The following is a 26,446-nucleotide window of genomic DNA, read 5'->3' as shown; positions in this document are numbered from 1 at the left end:
TTTGATTATCCTTTGAATTCGAATCCGCTGTCAGCCGCTTTCTTAAAATAGCTGACAAAATCTTCGATACTCATGGCGCCAAGATCGCCTTCGCTTCTTCTTCTTACAGAAATTGTTCCATTCTGTTCCTCATTTTCTCCAACCACCAGCATAAAAGGGATTTTCTTCAACTCGGCATCACGGATCTTTTTACCGGTTTTCTCGTTCCGGTCGTCTATCAGTCCGCTAATATCGTGATTTTCTAATAATTGTGAAACATTTTTTGCATAGTCCACATATTTCTCACTGATTGGGAGAATAATAAACTGCTCCGGACTCAGCCAAAGCGGGAAATCCCCTGCAGTGTTCTCTATCAAAATAGCAATGAACCGCTCCATAGAACCAAAAGGTGCTCTGTGGATCATTACCGGCCTGTGTTTCTCATTATCATTACCGGTGTACCAAAGATCAAATCTTTCCGGTAAGTTATAATCTACCTGAATGGTTCCTAATTGCCAGCTTCTTCCTAAAGCGTCCTTCACCATAAAGTCAAGCTTCGGGCCATAGAACGCTGCTTCGCCATATTCGGTAACGGTTTTCAGCCCTTTTTCTGTAGCAGCCGTTACGATAGCATGTTCTGCTTTTTCCCAGTTCTCATCAGAACCGATATATTTCTGTTTGTTTTCCGGATCTCTTAAAGAAATTTGCGCTGTAAAATCAGCAAATCCAAGTGAACCAAAAACATAAAGAACCAAATCAATCGTTTTTTTGAACTCGTCCATCAACTGATCCGGAGTACAGAACAAATGCGCATCATCCTGAGTAAACCCGCGGACTCTTGTAAGGCCGTGTAATTCCCCTGATTGCTCGTATCTGTAAACGGTTCCAAATTCTGCATAACGCTTAGGTAGATCTTTGTAACTCCACTGTGATGTTTTGTAAATCTCGCAATGGTGCGGGCAGTTCATTGGTTTCAGCATAAATTCTTCACCTTCATTTGGCGTTTTGATCGGCTGAAAGCTGTCTGCACCATATTTGTCCCAGTGCCCGGAAGTTACATATAATTCTTTGGCACCAATATGTGGCGTCATTACAAATTCGTAGCCAGCTTTTTTCTGTGCTTTTGACAAGAATTCTTCTAATTTTCTTCTCAGTTTGGTTCCGTTGGGTAGCCAAAGCGGAAGGCCTTGCCCTACTTTTTCCGAAAACGCAAAAATCCCAAGCTCTTTACCCAGTTTTCTGTGGTCTCTCCTTTTAGCTTCTTCTAGTCTTTCAAGATATTCGGTTAATTCCTTTTGCTTTGGGAAAGAGATACCGTATACTCTTGTCAGCTGCGGATTTTTCTCATCACCACGCCAGTAAGCGCCGGCTGCATTCAATATTTTTACAGCTTTTACAATGCCTGTTGAAGGGATGTGGCCACCTCTACAAAGGTCTGTAAAGTTATCGTGCGTTACAAAAGTGATTTCGCCGTCTTTAAGATTGTCAATCAATTCGGTTTTGAAAGGATTGTCTGCATATTCTTTCAGTGCATCGGCTTTAGAAACTTCACGCAGGTTGAAAGTAGAGTTTTTCTTAGCGTTTTCTAAGATTTTCTTTTCCAGTTTTTCAAAGTCTTTTTCAGACAAAGGTTCACCTCCAAAATCTACATCATAATAGAATCCGTTGGCAATAGCCGGGCCAATAGTCAGCTTAGCCTGCGGATAAAACTCCATAATAGCCTGAGCCAAAAGGTGAGCGGATGAATGCCAGAATGCTTTTTTACCCATGTCGTCATTCCACGTCAAAAGCTGCACCGTAGAGTCCTCCGTGATGGTGGTTTCTACTTCTGTCTGTTTTCCGTTAACGATGGCAGAGATGGTGTTTCTTGCCAAACCGTCACTGATACTTTGCGCAACTTGTAGCGGAGTAACTGCTCCTTCATATTCTCTGATGCTGCCATCAGGAAGTGTAATTTTTAGCATTAGGACTGAAATTTTTAGAGTTGCAAAAATAGTGATTTTTTAAAGAAAAAAGACATTTATTTGACCTTAACTTTCTCTTTAATAATCTCAATGACATCTACATTTCTCAATTTTGATTTTATCCATCCGTGGATATCTATGTAGACCAGCGTCCTTTTATCATACTGGTTTTTGCCTGATTCTTCCAATTGTCTTCCAAATTCCTTGAAAGCTGCCACCTGATCAGCCGGATTGTTATCGTTGATTTCACTGAAAAAATTGACAATTTTATAGTGAAGTTCAGATGGATTTTTCATCTTTTTTGTAAACTTCATGGTGTTTTTTACAAAATCATCATAATCCTCGTCCAGACCGGCTTCAAATTTGGCCATGAGAATCAGGATCCTCGTGTGGAAAAGCAATTCTTCCTGCACATTACCTTTAGAATTAATGATTTTCAATCCGTATTTTATAGTATCATGGTAATTTTTGCTGCCAAAATACATGGATGCTATTTTCAGGTAAAGGATTAGAAAATGATGTTCATCAATTTTGTCACGATGCTTGGTCATTTTAAGTTCTAGCTCAGGGATCATTTTTACACCTTTGAAAAACTCACCTTTAATAAAATAAAGATTCATCATCGTATTGTAATAGGTGAGAAAAATCAAAGATTGTGAGTTCTCGTTATGCACAAAAACCTCAGATTTTACAACATTGCTAAAGGTCTCAAAACTCTCCTCAATCCTTTGGACATTGCCGTACAAAAACAATATTTTGAACAGATAAGTATTCCCTTTGATGTACCAAACCGGATGGCTTTTGATCATTTCCGGGTTCTGATGAAAGAGTTCCACCCACTGGTAGGCATATTTAAGCGTGTATTTATAATCCTGCAAAAGCTGATTTTTCCAGACGTGCGCTTTGTAATACCACAGCTTTTCTGTGAAATTCAGTTTTTTGAGGTCAATTTTTGCCGTTTTTCTGTCAAACAACTCAAGGATTTTATCGCGGTCTTCATCATTTTTGATATAGCCGTGCGTCAGCATTTCGCTGTATAATTTAAGCGAAAGGTTGGAGAGTTTGGTGGCATAAGAATTTTGCCGGCTTATTTCCGAAGATTGCCGGATGAGCTCCTCGGCACGCCCGTCTATACTTCTTGTAATGAATTGGGATTCAATGACTTTTTCCAGTTCTATAATTTCTGAAGCGATGGTTTTCTCGTCCAGTTCCAGTGCGGATTGTTTGGTTTTATCCAGGATTTTCAGAGCTTGTTTGTGTAGGCCTTTCTGGTAAAGAATGGTTGCGAAATCAAGCTGTTCCCGCAACTGGATGCGGTTGTTCTGATGGCTGGGATTCAGTCTCAGGCTTACCAAAATCTGTTTGTAGAGATGCGCTTTCAGATTAGAAAGCTGCTGTTTTGAGGATATCTTTTTCTCAAGAATAATGTCCTCATTATATTCTTTCATTTTATCCAGTTCAGAAAAAAGCAAAAGAAATTTGGCGTCCACATTGATACCCAGACGGTTAACATAGAGCTTAAATTGCCGCTTTTCGGAAGTTGAAAGCGACTTGACAAGCACAAACAAAAAATCCTTTTGTAATTCTGACATTGTAAAAATTATTAATATAAGTGTTTGAGAATCAAATTTTTGAAAATTATTTTGAGTAAATCGAATATTGTATTTTTTGACTGGTATTCAAGGTAAACAAATAAATCAATTGATACTTTTGATTATCAAAATTAGATAAAAACTCTGTTATGAATCCTGAAAAAATTGAAATTTTTGACACGACACTGAGAGATGGGGAACAGGTTCCGGGATGTAAACTAAACACGGAACAGAAATTGACGATCGCAGAAAAGCTCGATTTTTTGGGTGTTGATATCATAGAAGCTGGTTTTCCTATTTCTAGTCCCGGCGATTTTCTGTCGGTACAGGAAATTTCGAAAATCGTCAAAAATGCCAAAGTCTGTGGCCTTACCAGAGCTAACAAAAAAGATATAGAAGTAGCGGCAGAAGCACTGCGATATGCGAAAAGACCAAGGATCCACACAGGAATCGGGACATCTGATTCTCATATTAAATTCAAATTTAATTCTACAAGAGAACAGGTTCTGGAACGTGCTGTAGAAGCGGTAAAGTATGCTAAAAATTTTGTTGATGATGTCGAGTTCTATGCAGAAGACGCGGGACGGACAGATAATGATTTCCTAGCCAAAGTGTGCGAAGAAGTAATCAAGGCTGGCGCTACGGTTCTTAATATTCCTGACACAACCGGGTATTGCCTGCCGGAAGAATATGGCAAAAAAATCAAGTATCTGACAGAAAATGTCAAAGATATTGATAAAGCAATTCTATCTTGCCATTGCCACAACGATTTGGGAATGGCGACCGCCAATTCTATTGCGGGGATAACCAACGGTGCCAGACAAATCGAATGCACCATCAACGGCCTTGGGGAACGCGCCGGGAATACAGCTTTGGAGGAGGTTGTGATGATTATCAAACAACATCCTGACCTTAATTTCTTTACGGATGTCAATTCCAGGATGCTGAACGAAATGAGCTATCTGGTTTCTGAAATGATGGGAATGCCTGTGCAGCCCAACAAAGCCATTGTGGGAGCCAATGCATTTGCGCACAGCTCCGGGATTCATCAGGATGGCGTGATAAAAAACAGAGAAACATACGAAATAATTGACCCAAAAGAAGTGGGAATCCACGAATCTTTGATTGTTCTTACAGCCAGGAGCGGCCGTTCTGCTTTGGCTTACCGTTTCAAGAATATTGGTTTTGATGTGACAAAAGTCGAACTGGACTTTTTATATCAGGAGTTTTTGAAAATCGCGGATACCAAAAAAGAAGTTAATAATGAAGATCTCAGCTATATGATGACATCTTTTAATCAAAAAATCGGATAGAAATAAAATGAGCCAAAATAAAACATTATTTGATAAAGTTTGGGATGCACATGTTGTAGAAACCGTTCCCGACGGACCTCAGGTGATTTATATAGACAAACATCTGATACACGAAGTGACTAGTCCGCAGGCTTTTGCAGAACTGGAAGCAAGAGGTCTGGAAGTGTTCCGTCCGAATCAGATTGTGGCAACCGCCGACCATAATGTTCCAACTTTGGGGCAGGAATTGCCAATCAAAGACCAATTATCAAGAACTCAGGTTCAGCAATTGACAGAAAACTGCAAAAAAAATAATATTGAATTGTATGGACTTGGGCATCCATATCAGGGGATTGTTCACATCATTGCACCAGAGCTGGGAATCACGCAACCAGGCATGAGCATTGTTTGTGGTGACAGCCACACTTCTACGCACGGCGCATTTGGAGCAATAGCTTTTGGGATCGGGACAAGCCAGGTGGCGCAGGTATTTGCAAGCCAATGTCTGCTGATGAATAAACCAAAATCAATGCGGGTTTCAGTGAATGGAAAACTCAACAAAGATGTTCAGGCAAAAGACGTGATTCTTTTCATTATTTCGAAAATCGGAACCGATGCCGGAACCGGATATTTTTGCGAATATGCCGGAAATGTCTTTGAAGAAATGTCGATGGAAGGGCGGATGACTGTGTGCAATATGAGTATAGAAATGGGCGCGCGGGGCGGAATGATTGCGCCGGACGAAACTACTTTCAATTATATCAAAGACAGAACATTTGCACCAAAAGGAGAAGAATGGAACGAAAAAGTGGCGTATTGGAAAACTTTGAGATCAGATGCCGACGCAGTTTTTGATAAAGAATTCGAATTTGCTGCTGAAGATATCAAACCCATGATGACCTACGGAACCAATCCTGGAATGGGAATCTCCATTGATTCTAAAATTCCGACTGCTCAAAACGAATCCGAGGAAAAAGCCTTGAAATATATGGGTCTGGATGCCGGACAATCGACAGCGGATATCAAAGTAAATTATGTGTTCATTGGAAGCTGTACCAATGCGAGAATTGAGGATTTCCGTTCTGCCGCAGATTATGTTAAAGGAAAACATAAAGCTGAAAATATTGTCGCTTGGTTGGTTCCAGGTTCACAACAGGTCGCAAAACAAATCTATGATGAAGGTCTTGATAAAGTCTTTAATGAAGCTGGTTTCCAAATTCGTCAGCCTGGATGTTCTGCCTGTTTGGCAATGAATGAAGATAAAATCCCGGAAGGTGAATATTGTGTTTCCACATCCAACCGAAACTTCGAAGGGCGACAAGGTCAGGGCGCAAGGACACTTTTAGCAAGCCCTTTAACAGCAGCAAAAGTGGCTGTAGAAGGCAGAATTCCGGCTTTTGAAAATCTGAATTAAATATACATTAGAATTTAAAAATATTGAATTTTAAATTTTGAACATTGAATTAAACGTATGCAGAAATTAATTTTAATCACTTCTCAGGCCGTTCCGTTACCGAGCAAAAATATAGATACAGACCAGATTATTCCGGCGCGTTTCCTGAAAAGCATTAGCAAAGAAGGTTTCGGGGAAAATCTTTTCAGAGATTGGCGGTATAATGTTCATACCAATGAACCAAATCCTGATTTCGTTCTGAACAATTCTAAATATTCCGGTGAAATTCTGGTTGCAGGAAATAATTTTGGATGTGGAAGCAGCAGAGAACACGCGGCCTGGTCGTTGACAGATTATGGCTTCAAGGTAGTTGTGTCAAGTTATTTTGCAGATATTTTTAAAGGCAATGCACTGAACAATGGTTTATTGCCGGTAAAAGTTTCGGAAGAGTATCTTAAAGACCTGATAGAAACAGTGACGCAGAATCCATCCACTCAAATTACTGTAGATGTTGATAAGCAAACGATTTCTTTTAACGGCAAAACAGAAAACTTCGAGTTGGATTCTTACAAAAAAATATGCCTGATGAACGGCTACGATGATATCGATTTCTTAACGAGTAAAAAAGACGCTATAAAAACATTTGAACAAAAAACACAAAAAATATATGAGCAAGAATTATAAAATCGCAGTGTTGCCGGGTGACGGCATCGGTCCGGAGGTGACCAATGAGAGCGTAAAAATACTGAAAGTAATTGCCTCGGTTTTTAACTATAATTTCCAGTTTGATTATGGTGTGATGGGTGCTGAAGCCATTTTCCAGACCGGTAATCCTTTACCGGAAGAGACTTTGGAATTATGCAAAAATTCTGATGCTGTTTTGTTTGGTGCTATTGGTGACCCGGCGTTTGACAATAATCCCGACGCCAAAGTCCGCCCTGAACAGGGTTTATTAAAACTAAGAAAAGAACTGGGATTGTTTGCCAACATCAGGCCGATTAAAACCTATGACTCTCTGATCAAAAAAAGCCCGTTGAAAAAGGAAATTATAGAAGGGACTGATATCCAGATTTATCGCGAGTTGATCAGCGGTATCTATTTCGGAGAAAAATTCACAGATGAAAATGGAGAATATGCTTATGATGTTTGCAAATACTCCAGAGAGGATATTGTAAGGATTGCGCATCTTGCCTTTCAGGATGCCCAAAAAAGAAAGAAAAAAGTGACATTGGTTGACAAAGCTAACGTTCTGGATACATCCAGGCTCTGGAGAAAAATCTGCCAGGAAATTGCTCAGGAATACCCCGATGTGACCTTAGATTTTATGTTTGTAGACAATGCGGCGATGCAGATGATCCTTAATCCAAAACATTTTGATGTGATTCTTACAGAGAATATGTTTGGCGATATTATTTCGGATGAAGCCAGCGTTATCGGTGGATCGATCGGATTGTTGCCGTCTGCTTCAATTGGTGAGGATAATGCGCTTTTTGAGCCTATCCACGGTTCATACCCTCAGGCGAAAGGAAAAGGCATTGCCAACCCTGTTGCATCTATCCTAAGTGCGGCCATGCTGCTGGATTATTTGGGACTTGGGCCCGCTGCAGAAAAACTGCGTGAAAGCGTAGAACATGCTATAGAAAGCCGTTATGTGACAGTAGATCTGAATGCAGATCAAAATTACTCTACCGCAGAAGTGGGAAACTTTATTAGCGACTATATCCAGTTCTCCGAAAAAACCTACTATAATTATGAGAATGTAAAACTGGGCAAATCTACCATCGTGTAAATCTAAAAACACAACTGTAATTACATAAAAAAAGAGCCACTTTTGATGGCTCTTTTCTATTGGTCGATATTTTATGATTCACTATCCACACCCAAGGATGCGTCTATGGTATCTGTACCACCCGCAGCTGGCAGATTGGCGTTCGGAGTATCTGTAAAATAAAGATTGTTTTTAGCTTTAGCAATAATTCTGGCTCTTTTTTCCTCAGAAATCGGATAATCATCCTTTACATCTTTGTATTTGCCGGAGATATAATCTTTAGTTTTTTCCTCGACATCTATTGCGCCATTTTTGTCCAGGATGTCCTTCACGGCATTGGCGTCATCTTCATTATCTACATAGACTGTGATGGTGTCAGCATCTGTACTGGCATAGTTGTAACGGTCTTCCTCCATAGGATTGTTATCAAAAAGCCAATGCCAGAAGCCTGTTTTTCTGTCGGTGTCTACTTTTTCCAGAGTATCTAGCTCGGCATGCGAAATCGTATATTCATAAAAACCGGCATCCTCAAGTTTTTCAATCACATCGCTGTGTTCTTTTTCGTTGGTAAAAATCCCAAAAACAGTGTAAGACATAATAATATTATTTTGGTGTTAAACATTTATTCTGTTACAAACAAAAACTATGCACAACCGGCCATAATTATTATTTTAATTATTATTTGGTGATTTGGGCATCTGTTCCAGCTGTCACTACTCGCTATCCCGAAAAAAGCCATTGCTGTGGCTATGTTTTTTCGGGATGAGCTCAGACAGGCCGTTCCATCTGGGATGCGCTGCGCAAGGTTGAGACTTATTACCACAAAAAAACCTTTCAGCTAAGTTGAAAGGTTTTGAATGTGATTTTATTTTTTATCTGTATTGTCCGTCTCGCCGTCTTTGTTGATCTTAGAACTTCTCTCGATATCTTTTTTCTTGATATCTGGCGGATTCTTTTTAGCAGACACTGCCGGAATATTTCTAAAATCCTCGGTTTGCACTTCGTTTTCTGCAGCGTTTGCTTTTTCTGTTTTTTTATTGGTACTCATAACAATATTTTTTAAAGTTCACCAGTAGAAAATGTATTGGTTTTATCTTCTATTGTATAATGCAAGGCTTTTGCCAAAACAAAAATTTCGTTAAGATTTTCTTTAAGTTGTTTTTTACTTTGCTGTTTCAATTGTTCCTGATTCACGCTTTTTGCCATATTTTTTTTAGCAGATTCCATAATATTATTGATGTCACTTTGCTTGAATCTGTTAACCGCATAATCATCCATAAAGTGAATTTTCACGTCCGGAAAAATCTTGATTTCGGGTTGTGGTAATTCATTAATAATAACTTTTTTGCTGACCGTGTCCACATCAATTTTCATTCTTTTCAAGTCGTAAGAAACCTGTGCTTTTGCTGTGGTATAGAGTACCATCTCTTTGGGCAGGATATCAAAACCAGCCACTCTTGCCGCTGCGCTTTTATGAGTTTGGAAACTGGAGAAATCCTGTTCCAGAACTACCATTTTGTTCATCTTTTGGATTTGGTTGGTGATCAGGTAATAATCCTGATTGATCATTGCAGCATCGTCTTTTTTGTGGCAGCTTCTCCATGACAGAAAAGCAAAAACCGTTAAAATGATTCCGAAAATAAACGAAAGCAGTCCTGTGTATTTATTCATTGTTTTGAGGATTTATCACCGATATTTAAGCTTATAAAAATACTTCGACAGTTTGAGTACAGCATCTTTAATAACAAATGCTTTGTATTTGACAGTTTATCGAAGGTTTAATAACTATTTAAACAAGCTTGAATTATCTTTTTTCAGAATGTTAAGCAAATCTTTTTCCAAAAATCCTGTTTCGGGCATTTCTGTGATCCTTCCGATCTCTTTTCCGTATTTTTTTACAATAATTGTGGGTACTCTGGATATATTGTAAAGGCCTTCTTCGCCGGCAGGGGATTCTTTTTTGCGGTTTACTGCAATGATCTGCATTTTTTCGGTATTGTACTTTAGGGCATCCAGTATTTTGATAAGCCTTGGAAATTCGCGATGGCTGTCCCCGCACCAGCTGCCAACAAAAACGACCAAAGTATAGGAATTCAGTTTTTCTTTTTTCAGTTCTGCCAAACTTGACTGGTCAATTTGGTAGCGATTATACTCCTCATCAAACCAAGTTTTGAAAGGTTCTTTTCTGAATTGGTCAAGCGTTTGTGTTCCCAAAAGCATTTTGCCGTCTTTCTGAGATTCTACTTCTCTATTGACAATCACTCGCTGTGCACAGGAAGTAATCAAGGTTAATAAAAAAAATGAGAATAGAGGAATTGTTTTTTTCATTGTGTTATTTGTTTATAATTGGTGCAAGATCTGCTGCAGAATAATATTTATTTTTCAGGACTTTGTTATCTGCAGTTCTGTGGACATTGTATTTGGTGCCGGATTTTTCGTAATAAGCATCGGTGCCTTTGGCTTTGTAAAACTCTACTGTTTCCTGAGCTTGCAGTTCATTGTCACAAGCTTTGGACATATTAGAACGCTGCACTTCATCAAACAATTCTACAAATTTTTCGCCCAAACCAAATTCAAGGACAGCACCGCTCAATACATATTGCAAGTCGCAAAGCGCATCGGCGACTTCTACCAAATCATTATCTTCAATGGCTTTTTTAAGCTCATCCAGTTCTTCCTGCAAAAGACTGACTCTCAAAGCAGCACGTTCTTTTGAAGGAATCTGTGGCGTGTCCAAAATTGGTGCGTTAAAAGTTTTATGAAATTCGGCGACCTGATTTAGGCTATCTAATTTTTCCATTGTTTATCTAAAATTTTAACAAAGGTAAAAAATGCCGTCCAAGAAGACAGCATTTATAGTTTTAAAATATGTTTTAATTTTATGAAGTAATATCCCTCCCAATCACCAGTCTCTGGATTTCAGAAGTACCTTCGCCAATGGTGCAAAGTTTAGAATCCCTGTAGAATTTCTCAACCGGAAAATCTTTGGTATAGCCATAACCACCAAAAATCTGAACCGCATTATTAGAAATTCTTACGCAAGCCTCAGAAGCGTATAATTTAGCCATTGCGCCTTCGCGGGTCATTTTTTGTTTGTCATTTTTAAGGTCAGAGGCTCTTCTGATTAACAATTCTGATGCATCAATTTCTGTTGCCATATCAGCCAGCATAAAATTCACGGCTTGGAAACTTGAAATCGATTTTCCGAACTGATGTCTTTCCTGAGCATATTTAAGAGCCGCTTTGTAAGCACCTCTCGCAATTCCCAAACTCAATGCAGCAATAGAAATACGGCCTCCATCCAGAATTTTCATTGCTTGTTTAAAACCGCTTCCAACTTCGCCCAATCTATGAGAATCCGGAACACGAACGTTATCGAAAATCAACTCAGCAGTTTCGGAAGCACGCATTCCTAATTTATTTTCTTTTTTACCAGAAGTGAAGCCAGCCATTCCTTTTTCCAAAACAAATGCTGTGGAATTATTTTTCGCCCCTTTTTCGCCAGTTCTTGTCATCACTACTGCAATGTCTCCGGAAATAGCGTGTGTGATAAAGTTTTTTGCACCGTTGATAATCCAGTCATCGCCATCTTTTACAGCTGTTGTGGACATCCCGCCTGAGTCAGAACCTGTGTTGTGCTCTGTCAATCCCCAAGCTCCAATTACTTTACCGGAAGCTAATTGTGGCAGCCATTTTCTTCTCTGTTCTTCATTCCCGAATTCATAAATATGATTCGTACAAAGTGAATTGTGTGCCGCAACAGATAATCCGATGGAAGGGTCAACCTGAGAAATTTCGTCCAAAATCGTTACATATTCCTGATAACCAAGACCAGAACCGCCATATTCTTCGGGAATTACAATTCCCATAAAACCCAATTCTCCCAATTGACGAAACAATTCTACAGGAAAAGTCTGGCTCTCATCCCAATCCATAATGTTCGGGCGGATATTTTTTTCAGCGAAGTCTTTTGCCGTTTCGGCTATCATTTTTAAGTTATCCATAGTTTGGGTTTCCATATTTTTATCTTTGTGCCCAAATATAGAAAAATTAGGTTAAGCACAATTTTTTTTTAAAGTTTGTTTTTTCTTCTGTAAGAATCAAGGTTTTCATTATTTTAGCGCATAAATCTTCATCAATGAATCCAAAACTGAAAACCCTGTTTTTCTTTCTCATCGGCGCATTTGCCGGGATATTGACCATGTATCTGATTTCGAATTATAAAATCGAGAAGAGAAATTTGAAGTCCGATGCCGGAAGCCAGATGACAGAAGCAAAAAAAAGCGATGCTTCAAAAGAATCGGATATTGAAAATGCATTTGATGAAAACTCTATAGAACGGTTGACAGATGAGCAAAATGTGATTACTTATGTTCAGGCAAATCACAAGCTTCCTGATTTCTACATCACAAAATCTGAAGCGAAAAGCAAAGGGTGGATTCCGTCAAAAGGCAATCTCTGTGATGTGCTGCCCGGTAAAGCCATTGGTGGCGACCATTTCAGCAACCGCGAAAAGCAGTTGCCAAAAGGCGAGCAATATTATGAAGCAGATGTTAATTATAATTGTGGAAACCGTGGTGCAGACCGTATTATTTTTACTAAAAATGGGGATGTCTGGCTGACAAAAGATCACTACAAGTCGTTTATCAGGCAATAAATAGTTTTTATAAAAGCTTTCTTTGCTGAAAAAATATTTTTTTTTATTAAATTTGAAGGTATTAATCCTTTTACAGAAGCAATTATTACTAAAAACAATGACGTATAATAGAGTTTTTTTTCCGGTATGTTTGATGGTTTCTGTAACGGCATTTTCCCAATATTCGCTGAAGCAGTGCATTGATAAAGCACAGGAAAACAATAGTGTTATAAAACTGGCGGAGCAGTCTCTGGAAACGCGGGAAAAACTTCTGCAGTCTAACAAAAATAATTATCTGCCAAAAGTTGATCTTTTAGCAGGTTACAATTACATCGGTGAGCCGTTGCGGGTTAATCTGCAACAGGTTAAAGACGGCATTGTAGAAGGTACAGCCAATCAAAGCGTTTACGCAGCCAATTCGGTTTTTCAGCAGATTACAGGCCAGCCGCTTACTCAGCAGATCCAGGATGTGATTTATCAGACTTCCAAAGATATTATTGGCGCAGTCTATCCCAATTACAATCCCGCCATTGCCAAGCAAAGTTACTTTTTAGCCGGAGTGGCCGTACGGCAGCCAATCTATTTGGGTGGTAAGCTCAAAGCTTCGCAGCAACTTTCTCAGCAGCAGGTGGAGAGCGGAAAAGCTAACCTGCAAACTTCAAAAGATCTTACAGCATACAATATTGCGTTGCAGTACATTCAGATTATGTATCTTAATTCGATGATTGCTAAACAGCAGGAGAGTGTGTCGTCTTTAGATAAAAATGAAAAATATGCCGGGAACCTTATGACGGCGGAGATCATTCCGCCTTATCAGAAAAACTGGGCAGATATTGCAAAAAAACAAGCCGGCACCAATCTGAAAAACCTTAATCTGGAAAAGCAGAATGCGCTGCTGATGCTCAAAGACCTAATGGGAATTTCTCTGGATGAACCTCTGGAGATTACCGAAAAACTTAATGAGAATACCGTGCTTCCTCCGTTTTCTGAATCCGGGAATAATGCAGATCTCAAACTCCTGAGGAGCAAAAAAACGGAAGCCGAAACCGGACTTAACATCACCAAATCACTTTCAAAACCCAATATTTTTGCGATTGGCAATGTGCAGTTTTTCCGGAAAGATTTACCGCTGATTACTCCGCCATGGCTGGTAGGTGTAGAAATGCAGTGGACCTTGTTCGATCCCGAAAGAAAATCCCGAAATCTGGCGTCTGAATCGTTGGTTAAAGAAGCGGATCTGCTGATAGAACAAAAACAAAAGGCGGTAAACCTGGCGGCAAAGATTGCAGAAAACAAACTGCTGAGCCTGAAAGAACAAAGCGAAACACTGGATGCCTCACGTCAACAGACTTATACCACAACCGAAATGGTAAGAAAAAGAATGGAAAACAGCCTCTCTTCTGTAAAAGATGTGAATGATGCGCTGCAGCTGCAGTACGAAGCCGAAAAACTGTATTACACTTCTGTAGTTGCTTATCAGACGGCATTGGCTACTTATTTTTATATCAACGGGAATCCGGAAAATATTACCAACTACATCCCTTAACTTGAACAAAAAAGAATGAAAAATTTTATAAAAAATTACTGGGCCGTTTTTATTCCATTGTTTGTACTGGCGGTTGCGCTGATTTACCTATTGAAAAACAAATCATCAGATACCGATAATAATGCCGTAATCGGGATGGTAGATGCTGATTTTGTGGATGTTTCTGCTTCGCTTCCCGGTAGGGTTATTTCTTTGCTGGTAAAGGAAGGTGATGAGGTTAAAGAAGGCCAGGTTGTGGCACAGTTACAGACTTCGGAGATAGAAACCATACAGGCTCAGGTGTCCGATGCGGTGGTTATCGCACAAAATCAGCTGGATAAAGTGAACCGTGGGGTAGAGCCGGAAGTCTTGGCTTCGGCAAAAAACCTCCAGCAGATTGCGCAGCAGCAGATGGATCTGATGTCGAAAACCTACAGCCGTTTCCAGAATCTGTATGCCGAAGGCGTAGTGTCGGGACAGGAGCGTGATGTGGTTTTTTTCAAATATAAAGCCGCGCAGAAAGAGCTGGAAACGGCCAGCCTCAATGTGCAGCTTTTACAGCGTGGCAATAACAAAGAACTGAAAAACTCGGCGCAGGCACTGCTCAATCAAGCCAAAAGCAGCGAAAAACTGGCTGAGCAAATCAAAGATAATAACTCGATAAAAGCGCCGGCTTCCGGGAAAATATCAACGCTGATATCTAATCAGGGCGAGATGGTGAATGCCGGTTACCCAATGATGACCATCCAAAAAGATCATTCTTTTTTTGTGAAATTTAATCTCCGTCAAAATCAAATCAATAAAATTGAAAAAGGCAGTGTTGTAACCATGAAAATCCCGGGTTGTACGCCGGAAACCATCAAAGGTAAAGTGGCAGAATTGGCGCCAGCATTGGGATACGCAGATTGGGTGCCCGAGAAACAGAACGGTGAGTTTGAGCTGAGAACCTTCCAGATCAAAGTAAGGCCGGAGAATCCTAATGCGGTAAAAGGTCTCCGTTCCGGGATGACGGCGCAGCTCGTTTTGGACTAATATCATTCTACATTTAACAACAATATCATTTGAAAACCATCAGCCAAATCATTATCAGAGAATGGAAACGGATTTTTTCGATTCCGAATTTCTATGTAGTTCTGCTGGTGATTCCGCCGGTGATTTTCTTTTTTTATGGATTGATTTATCAGAAGCAGTTTGCCAAAGAGCTTCCGATGGCTGTTTGGGATGAGGATCAATCCTCTGTCTCCAGAACCCTCACCGATATGATGGAGCAAAATGACAATATCCATTTTACCCATACGGCCTTCAGCAATGCCGAGATCGAAAAGCTGATGAAAGAAGGCAAGATCTTCGGAGCTGTTCATTTCCCTAAAAATATGGAGTCTGATGCCAAGAAAAACCATCAGTCCAATATTACCTTATACACCAATGGTGCTTATCTGGTACCTGCCAAAATGATTTACAAAGGTGCAGCAGAGATCATTATCAAAGGTGGATTGGCCGTGGTGCTGGAAAAAGCCGAAAAACAAGGGATGCCGGCGCAGACTGCCAATGCGCTGGTTCAGCCGATAAAACTTAATTCAACCATTTTATACAATCCCGATTTTAATTATAAGATGTATCTCACGCCCGGGCTGATTACTGTTGGTTTGCAGATGGCGCTGATTGTTGCGGCGGTTCTTATCCTTAATCTTGAGTTTAAAAGAAATACCATTGATGACCTTTTGGAGATTTCGCATTCATCATCACAAATTGTGATCGGGAAAATGTTGGCTCATTTGTCTGTCTCGTGGATTCTTTTTGTACTGGTTGCCTTTGTGGTTTTTCCTGTATATGATTTGGAGAAACCGGGTACGGACTTTAATTTTTTTATCATTTACACATTGATGGCTTTGGCTTGTATAGGGATTGGGATGATGCTGTCAGCGCTGTCAGACAATCTTCTTTTTGTGACCGATGTTGCCTTGTTTTTTACGTCGCCGGCTTTTGTTTTCAGTGGTTTTACTTTTCCGCGCTGGGCTATGCCTTGGTACGATCAGCTCTATTCTGATATAATGCCTTACACACATTTTCTGGATGGTTTTATCAAGCTTTATTTTATGCAGTTGCCTATGCATTATGCAATGCCTGAAGTTTATAAATTATTACTGTTTACGGGTGTTACATTTCCTTTGGCGGTAATTATTTTCCAGAGAAAAATTAATCTTTATCTAAAAAATCAACATTGAAAGTTGTTATCAACATATTGAAGAGAGAAATCCGGAATGTGTCAAAAGATGCCAGCCTTTTTTTGATTCTTCTTCTGGCGCCTATTCTCTATGCTTTTATGTACGGCAGTATTTATCTTAACAAAGGTGAAGAAAAGGTAAAATTGGCGTTGGTAGATGATGATGCTACAACCATTTCCAGAACATTGACGAGCGAACTGAATTCTACTTCTATTATTGATATTATCCCTGCAAGCGACCTGAGAGACGCTCAGGAAAAAATGTATAAAGGTGAAGTTCAGGGTTATTTTTACATTCAGAAAGACCTGGAAAAACTACTGTTGTCCCAAAAACAGGCGAACGTGAATGTGGTTCTTAATGCCTCACGTTTTTTGCCGTCCAGCGATTTGCTAAGTACGGTGACCAAAGTCTGCCTGACGGTGGGCGCCGGCGTAAGAAAAACCTATTTTAACAAGCAAGGGATGAGCGATGAAGAAGCTATGACAATGACTAATCCTATTAATCTGGATTACCGGCCACTTTATAATCCTGATATGACGTATGGTTCTTTTCTGCTGCCAGGATTGTTGGCGATTATTCTTCAGCAGACTTTGCTTATTGGTGTTGCTGCAAGCTTGGCATCAGAACGGGAAGAGAAAAAACTGAAAAGTTTATACAACTTGTCCGGTCAAAATATTTCTAAAATCATTTTTGGCAAAAGTCTGTTGTACTTTTTTGTTTTTATGATTTTTGGGCTGTTTTTTACGGTGGTTAATTTTTCTGTTTTTGGGGTAGAAGTCAGAGGAAGTTATTGGGCTTTGGCTTTGGTTACGGCCATTTTTATCGCAACCGTGATTGTATTCGGGATGCTGATTGGCAGTTTTTTCAAAACCAAACTATTGACTTTTCAGGTGATGGTTTTTTCTTCTTACCCGATTTTTTTGATCACCGGATACTCGATGCCATATATTGCGTTGCCGGGGTTCATACAGTTTTGTTCGGATATGTTGCCGACTTCGCCTTTTTTAAAGGCTTATATTTCGGTCGTTCAGGAAGGTGGCTCGCTTTCGGATAACCTCCCGGCGATCATTCATCTGTTGCTGTTATGGCTTCTTTTTTCGTTGTTACTTATTTTCAGAATTAAATATTTGACAGGGAATGAAAAATTAGGAACCCAACAAAATATTGCATAGATAATTGTCAGACTTTAATAAAAAATAATCGAAATTTGCTTTTCATCTGGCCGCAAACTAATGGTTGGGTCTCAATTATAAAAAATTATGAAATCGCCATGATTTTAAAACCTAAATACCAATAAAGATTAGGCGATTGCATATGACCATTAAAATAAGAATCTACATATGAAAACTATTTATATCGATTTCGTCAACATCGGCGATTACGAGGATTTTTACGAACAACTGAAATCAAAATTAGAATTACCGGACTATTTTGGCGACAATCTGGATGCACTTTACGACGTGATTTCGGGCGAATTGGAAATGCCGCTTCACATCGAGTTTGTGAATATGAGCGTGGATCAGCTGGAGACTTTCGAAGATCTTTTGACGACTTTGGAAGACGCCGAAGATGAGGTAGAAGGCTTTACATTCAGTTATTACCTGGAGCAATACGAGGATGAAGAATAGCATCAGAAAAGCCAATCAGCAGGACCTTTCACAACTTTCTCAGTTGTTTGATGAGTATAGGACGTTTTATCATAAATCATCAGATTTTTCAGCAGCTCAACAGTTTTTGTCCGAGAGATTGCAAAACAATGATTCTGAGATTTTTGTGGCCGAAGATGGCAGTCAACTGGTCGGATTCACGCAATTGTATCCACTGTTTTCATCAACGAGGATGAAGCATTATTGGTTGTTGAATGATTTGTATGTCAATCCCAATTTTCGTGGAAAAGGTTTTTCCAAAGCTTTGATAGAAAGGGCCAAACAACTTTGCAGAGAATCGGATTCTTGCGGAATGTATCTGGAAACCGGCAAAGACAACCAGATTGGCAATCAATTGTACCCAGGCGCCGGCTTCAAAAAATATGATGAGGTGAATTTTTATGAATGGGAAATTGATCAATAATCAAGAGAATAGTAAAAAAATCAAATTAAGAAAAACTTCGAGAATTTCTTCCTAACAATGTTTTAAATAATTGTCATCCTGAGGTTCTCGAAGGATCAAAATATATAAGCTATGACAGATTTCGAAAAATATATCCAGCGTTATTTGGATCTGATTCCGACAGAAGATTGGTTAGACGAATTGAAAATTGTAGGGAAAGAAACCCTGGATATCTACGAAAATATTTTTGAAGATCAATCCAATTATGCTTACGCAGAAGGCAAATGGAGCCTGAAAACGCTTTTGCAACATTTGATAGATACCGAGAAAGTTTTTGCTTACCGTGCCCTGAGGTTTTCGAGGAAAGATCAGTCTGTGGTTTCGGGATTTGATGAAGAAGCCTGGGCTAAGCATTCTTATGCGGACAGCCGGACTTTGAAAAGCCTCATCAAAGAATTCAAATTAACAAGGAAACAGTCTTTTATTTTCTTTAAAACACTTCCGGAAGACGCCTTACAGCTATCCGGAACCGTTAATGGAAACAGCATCAATGTAGAAACCATCGGCAAATTAACAGTTGGCCACAATATTCATCATCTCAATATTATTAAGGAAAGGTATCTTCCTAATTTGTAAAAACTGGCGAACAGTAAAATCGTTGATGTGTTACACTGTAAATCTAATCATTATCAAAATAATATTTGCTGATTTAACAAATTAACAAATCAACAAATCAACAAATTTACAATTATTTCCTCGCGAGATACTTTCTCCCCGGGATAAAAAGCAACAGAGCCCCTATCACGAACAGACAAATTCTGGAAAGAAAATCGCCGCTTTTGGTGTAAAATGTTTCCTTGTCAATCAGATTCACTTTTGCCATTAATGCACCTTTGTAACCATAGGGCAATTCCTCCACAATATCGCCTCTGGAATTGATGTGCGCACTAATGCCGCTATTGGCCGCTCTTGCAATGTCGCGCCTTGTTTCTATGGCTCTCAGTTTTGCATAAGCCAGCAATTGTTTGTGGCCTTGCGAGTAACCCCACCAAGAATCGTTGGTAACAATGGTGAGAAGATTCGCACCTTTTTTGACATAATCCGTCACAAATTCTCCGTAGATGCTCTCATAGCAAATAATCGGCGCAATTACAGATTTGTTATAAGGATTGGCAAAAACTTTCCGTTCCTCTGAAACACCCAGAGAACGCGTAGTTCCGCCTAAATCCATCATCACGTCTCCTAGAATTGGTTTGAAGAAATTGATGTAAGGGAAAATCTCAACACCAGGAACCAACATTGCTTTGTGATAAACTTCGGGTTGTTGATTTGGGATAATTTGTATTGCCGAATTATATTCATCAACCCAAATCCCTTGTCTGTCGAGGTAACTCGCTGTTGATGGTTTTTCTTCATCTTCTTTATAGACATAATAGCTGGAAATCCCGCCTGCAAAAACAGATTTTGGATGTTGAGTAAGGAAATTTTTGATATTATTGATCAACAAGCTATTATTAAAACCTCTTTCGCTGATTGAACCTGGTCCGGGAAGTGAAGTTTCCGGAGAAAGATAGAGATCTATGTTTTGATTTTCGTTTCCTTTTAATTTTATAATCGAATTTTCAGAAGCCAATTTTAACAGGTCATTTTCAATCGTCAAACTGTCTTGCCGATATTTTTCTGCGTAAGGGTCTAATGCCGGCTGCAGCATTGTGACGTTGATTGTCCCAATTGTTTTTGGTGAATAACTATAATACTTTATCAAGGAAATGATCATCGGCAAGACAATAAAAGCCACCGACATTGCAATATTCTTGATTAATGATTTCCTAATTCGTCCGGCTTCCCATATTCTTATCGTATAAAATACCAAAACATTACAAACCAAGATCCAGAAGCTGCCTCCCGTTGCACCCAACGTATCGTACCATTGTACAAACTGATGGTAATCAGCAAAGACATTCCCGAGATTCAGCCAGGGCCAGGTGAATTCCCAAACGAGATGAAGCTTCTCAAAACACATCCATATGGCCACAAAAAATACCAATCCGGCGTAAGTGCCCTGGCTTTTTTTATATAAATGGTAAAATACAAATACCAGAGCCATGAAAAATGAATTGGTCAAAACCGGGAAAAGAACTGCCAAAAGGGATTTGCTGCCGTCCGGTAATTGTGAATTATAAAGCCAGCCGGTTGTTACGGCATTCCAAATCAAAAAAGTAAGATACGAAAGACCAAAAACGGCTAACTTTTTCTTTTTGACCGTACTGAATTTTGCAATGTTATGTTCAGCCATCAGCAGCGGAACCCAGGCAAAAAATATAAAAAACGGAATCCCGTACGTCGGCCAGCAAATGGCTAACAGAACTCCGGAAATCAAAGCAAGTATAAGGTTTTTCATTTTTATAAAGTTCTTCTAAACCACAAAAGTCACAAAAGCTATCGCTTTTTCTAAATTTTTAAAAAGTTCAAAAAAGAAATGGATGATTAAAAATTATCTTTTTTGTTCTTTTACAATGATTTGTATTGATTTTATTTTGTGACTTTTATGGTTCAATTATTTAATTTCATTAAGATTTTACGAAAACATTTTCTTCCTTAGGAGATAAAATCCTGCTCCCAATGCTCCCAAAATACCCAAAGGCAACAGAAGGTTGAACCATTGCCAATCCGATTTTTCCTGATCGATTCTTTGTCTGTCCAGCAATCTCACCTCGATGGTTCTGTCTCGCAGTTCCATAATGTTGCTGTCGTCCAGGAGGTAATCCAAAGCGTTTCTCAGGAACTGCGCATTGCCATAATGTTCTTTAGTAAGCAAATCTTCGCCCAAAGGTAACGGCTGGCCTTTCCAGATTTGGTTTCTGGCGATATCACCGTCTGCAATCACGAGCATTTTGTTTTCCGGGCTTTGCGCTCTGAAGCCGGGATAAGAATTTTTCTCGCTTCTGGTCGCATAAGCCGAAGTAAATTTCCCTTCCAGCGCAACGGCAAAAATCTTGGGCGGTGCCGGTCTTTCCATCTCGCCAATGCTGTCTGCACGCACAATTTCTGATAACGCCACGTAATTGGGAACGGTTTTGCTCGTTGTTCTTTCACTGGATTCGAAAAGTACCCTGGTTTTGATATTTTTCCTTCCCAAAGTGTCAATAGAGGTTGGAAACTCGAATTTTACAGGATTGATGTTCTTCGTGATTGGGTTTTTGTTTTCAGCAATGCCTAGTGGGAAATAAGGCCAAAGGAAACTGCTGTATTGCGGATTACCGGCCACTTCACCGGAAACAATCCTTACCAAAGCTGACTTTTTCATATCCTTGGTCAAAGCAGGATTGATCCTGAGTCCGTAATTGAACATAAAATCCGTCAGATTGAGGTCGATTGGGTAGGCCATTATTTTCTTAGCCTGAAAAAGCGTGTCCATCTCAGCATTCACCGCATCCAGCATCCAAAGGGTTTTCCCGCCATTCATGATGTATTGATCCAGAATTACTTTTTCGTTATCGGTAAAGGCTTTTCTTGGTTTTGCGATGACGAGAGCGTCCATCTGTTTCAGTTTTGGGACATCGGCCAGAGACAATTCGGTTTTGTTTTCGGGAATGATTGGGCCTACGTTATAATTCTCCATTGCCAGATCCAAAAATCCACGGAATTCATCTGGGCTAAGTTCCTGCTGATTAACCAAAAAACCGATGTTTTTAGCCGTTTCTTCCGTCATTCCTTTGATTGTGGAAGCAAAATTATATTCCAGATTTTCTATGGATTTGCTGAGTTGCGTTGCAGCATCAATCCCAGATTGCTGAACAATCAGCGGAACCGAAGTTCCGTAGCCATTATACTTGATTGCAGCATAAGGAAACATCACGATTTCAGAGATTTTCCCGTCCTTCATATCCGGAAGAATCGATGGCTGCATTCCCATTCCTTTTAGTGTGTCTTGCGGAATTTTCTCAGCAATCGGGTCCCGAAATCTGTAATCGATTTTTGGATTGATCTTGCGGAATTCGTCCAGCATAAATCTGGTTTCATTGGACAGCTGTTTAAAAGAAGCCGGGAAATCACCTTCCAGGTAAACCTCGATGATCATTGGTTTTTTTACATTTTCCAGGACTTTGATGGTAGAGTCAGAAAGTGTGTAGCGTTTTTCCGCCGTAAGATCAAAACGTTTGTAAACAAGGCCGCTCATCCCGATAATCAGAAGGGCGGCTATGATAATCAAAGTGATTTTATTTTTGTTATTCATTTTTCTATTACAATGAATTTTTTATGATTTAAATTTTTCAGGGCAGCTTTTCCGCCTTCCGCTATTATCTTTTTGCTCGGCATAGCCTCTCGCAAAAAGGATAACCGCTCAAGTCGGGCTGCAGCAATTGACTTCGTTCAGTCCGAGCAATTTCGTCAACGTTTCAATAATCTTAAAACCTTGAATCTTTCCTTATTTCTTTCTCCAGACAAACCAGCTTGCCAGTCCCAATCCCAAAAATATAACGAAAAGAAAATAGCAAACATCTCTCGTGTCTACCTGACCTCGCGTAAAGGCCAGGAAATGCTGGTAAAATCCAATATTTTGTAAGATATAATCTGCGCCGCCTAATAGTTTATAACTCGCCAATTGCTCGATCCCAAAATAGAGAATGAAGCAAAGGAAAACGCCTAATAGGTAAGCCATAATCTGATTGGATGACAACGAAGACGCCAAAATCCCAACTGCGGAAAAAGCGGCAATGAGAATTGTTAAACCAATATAACTCCCAAAAGTCATACTGCCATCGATATTGCCTTCGGGAACACCCAAAACATAAATGGTGTAATAATAAACCAAACTTGGTAATAAACATAAAATACCAACCAGCCAAACAGAAAGGAATTTGCCACCAACAATTTCGGTGATTTTTACCGGTTGGGAAAATAGCCAAAATAAAGTGCCGGACTGCTCTTCCTCAGCCAAAGTTCTCATACTGATGGCTGGAATGATGAACATAAAAAGCCAGGGCGACAAGACAAAAAAACTCTGCAAAGTGGCGCTGCCAATCTCGAATAGATTAAAATTATTCTCAAAGAAGAATAGGAACAGTGCGGAAATAATGCTGAAAGCGGCAATGATGATCCACGCGCTCCAGTTTCCGAAAAAATTCCAAAGTTCTTTTTTAAATATAGCTATCATAATTTAGTTGTCAGTTGATGGTTTATAGTTGATAGTTTTTTGCTTTTTTGTCAGGCGATTGTCATCCTGAGGTTGTCGAAGGACTCTCGAAGCCATTATTCTTGATTCTTTTGCCTTGATTTTTTTTTCTTACTTCTGTTAACCAGTTTGACAATAGAAGTGATCAGAAGAATAATTCCTAAAAAGCCGAGTAGCAGCTGCCACCAATATTGTATAACGGAATATTTGAGAATTACTGTAAACACAACAGCGAATAAAATAAAGGTTGCAATCTCGTTGAATTGCCGAAGCTTGATATTGCTTGTCGGTAAAATGCTGCCATTCAGGTTTTTGAGTTCTTTAACTTTTTTCCAGCACCAGAAATGATAAATCCCTAAACCGACCAAAAATGTCAGCTTCAGATGGAACCAGGGCGTTTTCAGTAATCCTGAATTGAGTAAAATCATTGTCAATCCACTTAATAGCATCAGAATGCCTGCAGGAACGGTAATGATATTCCACAATCTGACTGCCATAAAAGTGTACTGATTTCTGAGAATCTGCTGTTTGGTTTCGTCAAACTCATCGGTATCCTTATAATAAACAAATATTCTTACCAAATAAAAAATCCCGGCAAAGTAACTTACCATAAAAATAATATGAATTGCTTTTATAATGGAGTATAGCATCAAAGAATTTTTTGCAAAGATACGGGTAAAATAAGAAAAGTTTTTACTCAAATTCTACATAGATTTTTTCTCCGGTACTCAGACCAAAAAGGCTGGAGGCGCCATTGTGAAGGCTGCCTTTGTAAATGGCAATTTCTAAAAGGTCTGCATCGTTAAAAATGACAGACGATTTACCATGGAACTCCGGTTCCCTGTTCCAGTCAAGAACAACGTCGGTATACTGATCCAGGACTTTGGTAAGTACAATATTTCTAAATTTCACAGTAAAACCGCCAGATAAGGATGCATACTTATCAAAAAATTTTCTGCTGATGTTAGAAATCACATTTCCAAAATTGTCAATATACATCACCTCACCCACAATCATTTTTTCATTTTCGTTATACACCGCTCTGGGAAAAGATATTTCTTTAACAGATTTGATTTTTCTTCCAATCACTTCCGGTAAACCACCATTATAAATATGCATCGCAGCCGGTACAAAAATATCTGTGGAAGGAAATGTGACTTTATCATCAAATCTATTGTTGAGGGTGATCTCATACACAGCTTCGGGCTTGATGTCAAAAAAAATAAGGCTTGTTATACCATTATCAGCAGAAATAAAATAATGCCCGTCAATCTTGGTGATGATATTTCGCCGGGATTTATGATAAAAACTGTCTACCGATATAATATGAATGCTGCCTTCGGGGAAAAATTTGTAGGCATTGCGTACGATATAAGCGGTTTGCAAAAGGTTGTAAGCCATTATGCTGTGGCTGATATCCACAACCTTTACATCATGGCTCCAGCTGAGGATTTTTCCCTTGATGCTGGCAACACGATGATCCACAAGACCGTAATCTGAGGTAAGCGTAATGACTGACATATAATTTGATTTTGATGCAAATTTAATATAATTCAAAATTCAAAGACGCACCAGATCCCAAATCTATTCATATATTTGTTAGACTAACCACTAATTACTTTTATGTTCGAAATCACTTATGAATTGGAAGGTATCAACAGCAAAACCTTCTACGGTGTTCAGAACCAGAATTTTAATCTGATAAAATCCAGCTTTCCGACACTTAAGATAACAGGCCGGGATAATTTTATTTTTGCGATGGGAAACCGCGAAGCGCTGGATCTGCTGAAGCAAAAACTGGATGACATATCCGCTTACATAACAAAACATAATTCTATAGACCTCAAGCATCTGGAGTCGTTGCTGAAGCTGAAAGACGAGTCTGAAAAACAATTGGTATTTGATCAGGATATTATTGTAAAAGGCGTCAACGGCAAAGTTATCAAGGCAAAAACAACCAATCTCAAAAAACTGGTTAAGACATCAGAAAAAAAAGATATGGTATTTGCCATTGGCCCAGCCGGTACTGGTAAAACGTATACCAGTGTAGCTTTGGCCGTTCGCGCACTGCGAGATAAAGAAGTTAAGCGGATTATCCTTACTAGGCCTGCTGTAGAAGCGGGTGAGAGCCTTGGTTTTTTGCCGGGCGATCTCAAAGAAAAGCTGGATCCTTACTTGCAGCCACTTTATGACGCACTGCGCGATATGATTCCACACGAGAAGCTCGAAGGTTTTATTGAGAAAAAAGTGATCGAGGTTGCGCCATTGGCTTTCATGAGAGGCCGAACTCTGGATGAGGCCTTCGTTATCTTGGATGAAGCGCAAAACACCACACATTCCCAAATGAAGATGTTCCTCACAAGGATGGGTATGAATGCCAAATTTATCATTACGGGAGATCCCAGCCAGATCGATTTGCCGCCCAAACAGCAGAGTGGTCTTAAAGAAGCGATGCATATCCTGAAAGATGTGGAAGAGATTGGCTTTGTGCATCTTACCGAGGAAGATGTAGTTAGGCACCCTGTGGTTAAAAAAATTATTGTGGCTTACAATAACAGTGAGAAGAAGTAAATTTTTAATGAATATCCGTAATTACACATAATTTCGTATATTTACTTATAATTCAATTAGTTAGATGAATATATTTAGTTTTACAACGCATTTTGGGAGAGAGGAAGATTGCAGAATTCATTTTAAGGAGCAGAGAGATAAAATCGGAGTGGTTTGCAAGTGCGGTCACAAGGAGCATTTCTGGATTAAAAGCATCTGGAGCTACGAATGCAAAAAGTGTCGTAAAAGAATTTCCTTGAAAAGTGGAACGATTATGCAAAATTCTAATCTTTCATT

The 26,446-nt window shown here is 39.4% G+C and carries 26 protein-coding genes and 1 pseudogene; 14 read left to right on the top strand and 13 right to left on the bottom strand.

Annotated elements, in window-relative coordinates; genetic code table 11:
* Positions 1-5 precede the first annotated feature (5 nt).
* Positions 6-1,943, bottom strand: coding sequence for a threonine--tRNA ligase (gene thrS / locus B0B05_RS10770; protein ID WP_076783656.1), 1,938 nt, complete (start codon positions 1,941-1,943; stop codon positions 6-8).
* Positions 1,944-1,999: 56 nt separating this feature from the next.
* Positions 2,000-3,535, bottom strand: a complete 1,536-nt coding sequence (locus B0B05_RS10765; RefSeq protein WP_076783655.1) for a hypothetical protein — start codon at positions 3,533-3,535, stop codon at positions 2,000-2,002.
* 149 nt (positions 3,536-3,684) lie between these two features.
* Here B0B05_RS10765 and B0B05_RS10760 point away from each other — a divergent pair, with 149 nt between their 5' ends.
* From B0B05_RS10760 to leuB, 4 genes are read left to right on the top strand one after another with little or no spacing between them, the layout of a single operon-like run.
* Positions 3,685-4,848: a 2-isopropylmalate synthase gene (locus B0B05_RS10760; protein ID WP_076783654.1), complete on the top strand. Its 1,164-nt coding sequence runs from the start codon at positions 3,685-3,687 to the stop codon at positions 4,846-4,848.
* A gap of 7 nt (positions 4,849-4,855) precedes the next feature.
* Entirely contained in the window at positions 4,856-6,241 is a 1,386-nt protein-coding gene (gene leuC / locus B0B05_RS10755; RefSeq protein WP_076783653.1) for a 3-isopropylmalate dehydratase large subunit, read from the top strand.
* A gap of 57 nt (positions 6,242-6,298) precedes the next feature.
* Positions 6,299-6,904 (top strand): 3-isopropylmalate dehydratase small subunit, encoded by a 606-nt coding sequence (gene leuD / locus B0B05_RS10750; RefSeq protein ID WP_076783652.1) that lies wholly within the window; start codon positions 6,299-6,301, stop codon positions 6,902-6,904.
* Positions 6,888-8,009, top strand: a complete 1,122-nt coding sequence (gene leuB, locus B0B05_RS10745) for a 3-isopropylmalate dehydrogenase (RefSeq protein ID WP_076783651.1) — start codon at positions 6,888-6,890, stop codon at positions 8,007-8,009. Before leuD ends, leuB begins: the two co-directional genes overlap by 17 nt.
* Positions 8,010-8,080: 71 nt before the next feature.
* Here leuB and B0B05_RS10740 read toward each other — a convergent pair whose 3' ends face one another.
* From B0B05_RS10740 to B0B05_RS10715, 6 genes are all read right to left on the bottom strand, one after another.
* Entirely contained in the window at positions 8,081-8,584 is a 504-nt protein-coding gene (locus tag B0B05_RS10740) for a hypothetical protein (RefSeq protein ID WP_076783650.1), read from the bottom strand.
* Positions 8,585-8,853: 269 nt separating this feature from the next.
* Entirely contained in the window at positions 8,854-9,036 is a 183-nt protein-coding gene (locus B0B05_RS10735) for a hypothetical protein (protein WP_076783649.1), read from the bottom strand.
* 11 nt (positions 9,037-9,047) lie between these two features.
* Complete coding sequence (locus tag B0B05_RS10730; protein ID WP_076783648.1) at positions 9,048-9,659, bottom strand: DUF4230 domain-containing protein; 612 nt, start codon at positions 9,657-9,659, stop codon at positions 9,048-9,050.
* Positions 9,660-9,773: 114 nt separating this feature from the next.
* The gene (locus tag B0B05_RS10725) at positions 9,774-10,316 is read right to left on the bottom strand and encodes a TlpA family protein disulfide reductase (RefSeq protein WP_076783647.1); all 543 of its coding nucleotides are present in this window, start codon (positions 10,314-10,316) and stop codon (positions 9,774-9,776) included.
* Between the two features lie 4 nt (positions 10,317-10,320).
* The gene (locus B0B05_RS10720) at positions 10,321-10,788 is read right to left on the bottom strand and encodes a pyrophosphohydrolase domain-containing protein (RefSeq protein WP_076783646.1); all 468 of its coding nucleotides are present in this window, start codon (positions 10,786-10,788) and stop codon (positions 10,321-10,323) included.
* 79 nt (positions 10,789-10,867) lie between these two features.
* Positions 10,868-12,007: an acyl-CoA dehydrogenase family protein gene (locus tag B0B05_RS10715; protein WP_245799305.1), complete on the bottom strand. Its 1,140-nt coding sequence runs from the start codon at positions 12,005-12,007 to the stop codon at positions 10,868-10,870.
* A 119-nt stretch (positions 12,008-12,126) separates the two neighbouring features.
* Here B0B05_RS10715 and B0B05_RS10710 point away from each other — a divergent pair, with 119 nt between their 5' ends.
* The 8 genes from B0B05_RS10710 (at position 12,127) to B0B05_RS10675 (ending at position 19,059) form a co-directional block, all read left to right on the top strand.
* Entirely contained in the window at positions 12,127-12,645 is a 519-nt protein-coding gene (locus B0B05_RS10710; RefSeq protein WP_084173939.1) for a ribonuclease domain-containing protein, read from the top strand.
* Positions 12,646-12,742: 97 nt separating this feature from the next.
* Entirely contained in the window at positions 12,743-14,170 is a 1,428-nt protein-coding gene (locus B0B05_RS10705; RefSeq protein ID WP_076783644.1) for a TolC family protein, read from the top strand.
* A 15-nt stretch (positions 14,171-14,185) separates the two neighbouring features.
* Positions 14,186-15,181: an HlyD family secretion protein gene (locus tag B0B05_RS10700; protein WP_076783643.1), complete on the top strand. Its 996-nt coding sequence runs from the start codon at positions 14,186-14,188 to the stop codon at positions 15,179-15,181.
* A gap of 29 nt (positions 15,182-15,210) precedes the next feature.
* On the top strand, positions 15,211-16,374 hold the full coding sequence (locus B0B05_RS10695; RefSeq protein ID WP_076783642.1) for an ABC transporter permease: 1,164 nt from the start codon (positions 15,211-15,213) through the stop codon (positions 16,372-16,374).
* The gene (locus tag B0B05_RS10690; protein WP_076783641.1) at positions 16,371-17,546 is read left to right on the top strand and encodes an ABC transporter permease; all 1,176 of its coding nucleotides are present in this window, start codon (positions 16,371-16,373) and stop codon (positions 17,544-17,546) included. The genes B0B05_RS10695 and B0B05_RS10690 overlap by 4 nt, the downstream gene beginning before the upstream one ends.
* 168 nt (positions 17,547-17,714) lie before the next feature.
* Complete coding sequence (locus B0B05_RS10685) at positions 17,715-18,002, top strand: barstar family protein (RefSeq protein WP_076783640.1); 288 nt, start codon at positions 17,715-17,717, stop codon at positions 18,000-18,002.
* Positions 17,992-18,444 (top strand): GNAT family N-acetyltransferase, encoded by a 453-nt coding sequence (locus tag B0B05_RS10680; protein WP_076783639.1) that lies wholly within the window; start codon positions 17,992-17,994, stop codon positions 18,442-18,444. The genes B0B05_RS10685 and B0B05_RS10680 overlap by 11 nt, the downstream gene beginning before the upstream one ends.
* A 111-nt stretch (positions 18,445-18,555) precedes the next feature.
* Entirely contained in the window at positions 18,556-19,059 is a 504-nt protein-coding gene (locus B0B05_RS10675) for a DinB family protein (RefSeq protein WP_076783638.1), read from the top strand.
* A 112-nt stretch (positions 19,060-19,171) separates the two neighbouring features.
* Here B0B05_RS10675 and lnt read toward each other — a convergent pair whose 3' ends face one another.
* From lnt to B0B05_RS10650, 5 genes are all read right to left on the bottom strand, one after another.
* On the bottom strand, positions 19,172-20,824 hold the full coding sequence (lnt, locus tag B0B05_RS10670; RefSeq protein ID WP_076783637.1) for an apolipoprotein N-acyltransferase: 1,653 nt from the start codon (positions 20,822-20,824) through the stop codon (positions 19,172-19,174).
* Positions 20,825-21,001: 177 nt separating this feature from the next.
* Positions 21,002-22,660 carry a gliding motility-associated ABC transporter substrate-binding protein GldG gene (gene gldG / locus B0B05_RS10665; RefSeq protein WP_076783636.1) on the bottom strand — a complete coding sequence of 553 codons (1,659 nt, stop codon included), beginning with the start codon at positions 22,658-22,660 and terminating at the stop codon, positions 21,002-21,004.
* Positions 22,661-22,852: 192 nt separating this feature from the next.
* The gene (locus tag B0B05_RS10660; protein WP_076783635.1) at positions 22,853-23,581 is read right to left on the bottom strand and encodes an ABC transporter permease; all 729 of its coding nucleotides are present in this window, start codon (positions 23,579-23,581) and stop codon (positions 22,853-22,855) included.
* A gap of 95 nt (positions 23,582-23,676) precedes the next feature.
* Complete coding sequence (locus tag B0B05_RS10655) at positions 23,677-24,249, bottom strand: CopD family protein (protein ID WP_076783678.1); 573 nt, start codon at positions 24,247-24,249, stop codon at positions 23,677-23,679.
* Between the two features lie 43 nt (positions 24,250-24,292).
* Complete coding sequence (locus tag B0B05_RS10650) at positions 24,293-25,120, bottom strand: SAM hydrolase/SAM-dependent halogenase family protein (RefSeq protein ID WP_076783634.1); 828 nt, start codon at positions 25,118-25,120, stop codon at positions 24,293-24,295.
* A gap of 102 nt (positions 25,121-25,222) precedes the next feature.
* Here B0B05_RS10650 and B0B05_RS10645 point away from each other — a divergent pair, with 102 nt between their 5' ends.
* Positions 25,223-26,170: a PhoH family protein gene (locus B0B05_RS10645; protein WP_076783633.1), complete on the top strand. Its 948-nt coding sequence runs from the start codon at positions 25,223-25,225 to the stop codon at positions 26,168-26,170.
* Between the two features lie 64 nt (positions 26,171-26,234).
* A pseudogene (locus tag B0B05_RS10640) lies at positions 26,235-26,446 on the top strand (IS1595 family transposase); the annotation flags it as partial.

This window comes from Epilithonimonas bovis DSM 19482 (assembly GCF_900108115.1).
Taxonomy (GTDB): domain Bacteria; phylum Bacteroidota; class Bacteroidia; order Flavobacteriales; family Weeksellaceae; genus Epilithonimonas; species Epilithonimonas bovis.
Note: the sequence above shows the minus strand (reverse complement) of the source record. Positions and strands in the feature narration are given on the sequence as shown.